General features: G+C 69.8%; 2 protein-coding genes. Both read right to left on the bottom strand.

The window, feature by feature from the left end; translation table 11 throughout:
• Nucleotides 1-171 precede the first annotated feature (171 nt).
• The gene (locus tag ACZ4VL_RS40410; protein ID WP_468210982.1) at nt 172-1,239 is read right to left on the bottom strand and encodes a M12 family metallopeptidase; all 1,068 of its coding nucleotides are present in this window, start codon (nt 1,237-1,239) and stop codon (nt 172-174) included.
• 70 nt (nt 1,240-1,309) lie between these two features.
• Entirely contained in the window at nt 1,310-2,092 is a 783-nt protein-coding gene (locus ACZ4VL_RS40405; protein WP_468210980.1) for a hypothetical protein, read from the bottom strand.
• Nucleotides 2,093-2,477 lie beyond the last annotated feature (385 nt).

Here is a 2,477-nt window from a genome sequence, read left to right as displayed (position 1 = left end):
GGGGGGACAGAACCCGTGGGGGGGGGGGGGTTGGGGTGCGACACGCGACCGCACCCCAAGAAAAAAGACAGCAAACGGCGCGTGTGTGGGACCCCCGGCCTCCCGCCCCCCCCACACGCGGATGGACCGAAGGCGAAACTCCACTCCGCCGCACGCTGCGGCGGTCCGCCGTCACCAGCACATGAGGGCGGCCTTGCCCGGGCCCCAGATGGAGTACAGCCGGGCGCGCAGCACATAGTGGCGCCCCTGGAAGAGCTTGGCCTTCAGGCGGCCGTTGCCGTTGGTGCCGCTGTCGTCCGTTCCCATGTAGTAGCGCAGTTCGCCGTCGATGTCCTCGAACAGGGCCATGACGAAGTCGCTGCTGCCGAACGTGCCCATCTCGTACGTCCGCGTCTCCGCGGGCTCGATCGTGAAGTCGGCCTGCTCCCCGGACGCGAGGCCCAGTTCGACCGACTGCAGCGGATGCAGCTCGGGCGGCTTCACGTCGATGACCGGGTACCACCGGCGGACGTACGTCTTGTCCTGCTCGGAGATCCTCACGGGGTCGGGGATGCCGACCCGGTACTGCTCCGGGCGGATGATCAGGCCGGCCGGGAACGGGTACTCCATGACGGAGAGCGGGTCCCACGTCGAGCCCTCCACCTCGTCGGTGGACAGCTTGCGCAGGATGTTGTGGAAGGTCTTCTCCCGCGACCAGTTGTTCGGCGGGCCGCCGAGCGAGCGGTAGACCTTCTCCTCGTCCCATTCGATACCGGCGAACGGGTTCTGGTGTTCGTGGGCGAAGCCGAGGGTGTGTCCGATCTCGTGCCGCGCGGTCGCCTTTCCGTGCGGTGTGTCGGTCAGGCTCCAGCCGAACCTCATCGTGGGCTGCGGCGGCGGGATGCCGAGGACGTCCCGGCCGACGTAGGACCAGGACCCGTCGCCCCTGCGCAGGCTGATGCGGACCTCGGCCTCGGAGAGCCGCGTCACCTCGCGGAACTCCAGCCCGATTCCGATGTCCTTCCACTCCTGGAAGGCGCGCCGGATCTCGTCGAGCTGGGTCGCGTCGAGGGCGACGCCGGACTCGTTCAGGAAGCAGTAGTGCAGTACGGTGCCGTTCACCCACTTCGCCCCGCCGACGAGTATGGCGCGCTCCCGGTCGGGGCTCGCGCCGGGCGGCAGGACGGGTTCGGTGCGCGGGGGTTGTGAGCAGTAGTTCGGGACGTCCACCACGGACGTCTCGACGGGGTTCTCTGCCATGACCGTTCACTCCTCAGTGGTTGCGGTGCGAGGTTCCGGTCGGTCGGCGGTTCGAGAGCGCCGGGGTATGTCACACGACGCCGGTGATCAGGTCCCAGCCGCGGCTGAGCGTGCCGTCGGCGAGGTTGGTGTAGATCCCGTTGGTGGCGAGGCGCCCGGTGGCGATGCGGCCGTCGCTGTCGCGGTAGAACTGGAGTTCTCTGCCGAGGGCGTTGACATGGGTCCAGCTGTGGCTGAGGGTGCCGTCCGCGAGGTTGGTGTAGATGCCGTTGGTGTCCAGGCGGCCGGTGGCGATCCGGCCCGTGTCCGCCCGGTAGAACAGCAGCTCCCGCCCCAGGGGCACAATCCGCGTCCACCCGGTGCCGAGCGTGCCGTCCGCGAGATGGGTGTAGATGCCGTTCGTGCCCAGGCGGCCGGTGGCGATCCGGCCCGTGTCCGACCGATAGAACAGCAATTCCCGCCCGAGGGACACGATCCGCGTCCACCCGGTGCCGAGCGTGCCGTCCGCGAGATGGGTGTAGATGCCGTTCGTGCCGAGACGGCCGGTGGCGATGGTGCCGGTGTCGTTGCGGTAGAAGAGCAGCTCGCGGCCGAGGGGCACGATCTGGTCCCAGCCGTCGGAGAGCTTGCCGTCGGCGAGGTTGGTGTAGATGCCGTCCCGGCCCAGGCGGCCGGTGGCGACGACGCCGTTGTCGTCCCGGTAGAAGAGGAGTTCTCGGCCGACGGGCACGATGCGGGTCCAGCTGTCGCTCAGCCGGCCGTCCGCGAGGTGCGAGAAGAGGCCGTTGTCGTCTATGTGACCGGTTGCGATCAGGCCGTCGCCGCTCCTGTAGTAGAGCAGTTCCCCGGACATGGGGGCTCCTTGGACGAGGGAGAAGACGGATGTGCTCTCCCGTGCCCCCGGAAATCCGCCCCCGCCGCCGTGGTCACGGGAGGTGATGATGCCCGGCCGCTGCCGGAGAGCCGGCGGGAGTCGACCTGGCTGCCTCGGAATCGAGGCTACTCCTCCGCATCGACGATATCAATCAAAGGCGTTCCGGGGGTGCATGGTTGCACTTTCAAAGGGAAACGCGTCAACGATTCAACGGCGCACCACCGGATCCGGCGGGGTGGGACGCCTACGGCGGGCGGCGGACCGCGGACTGGGGGGGGGGGGGGGGGGGGGGGGGGGGGGGGGGGGGGGGGGGGGGGGGGGGGGGGGGGGGGGGGGGGGGGGGGGGGGGGGGGGGGGGGGGTGG

The organism is Streptomyces sp. NPDC029014 (assembly GCF_055564695.1).
Note: the sequence above shows the minus strand (reverse complement) of the source record. Positions and strands in the feature narration are given on the sequence as shown.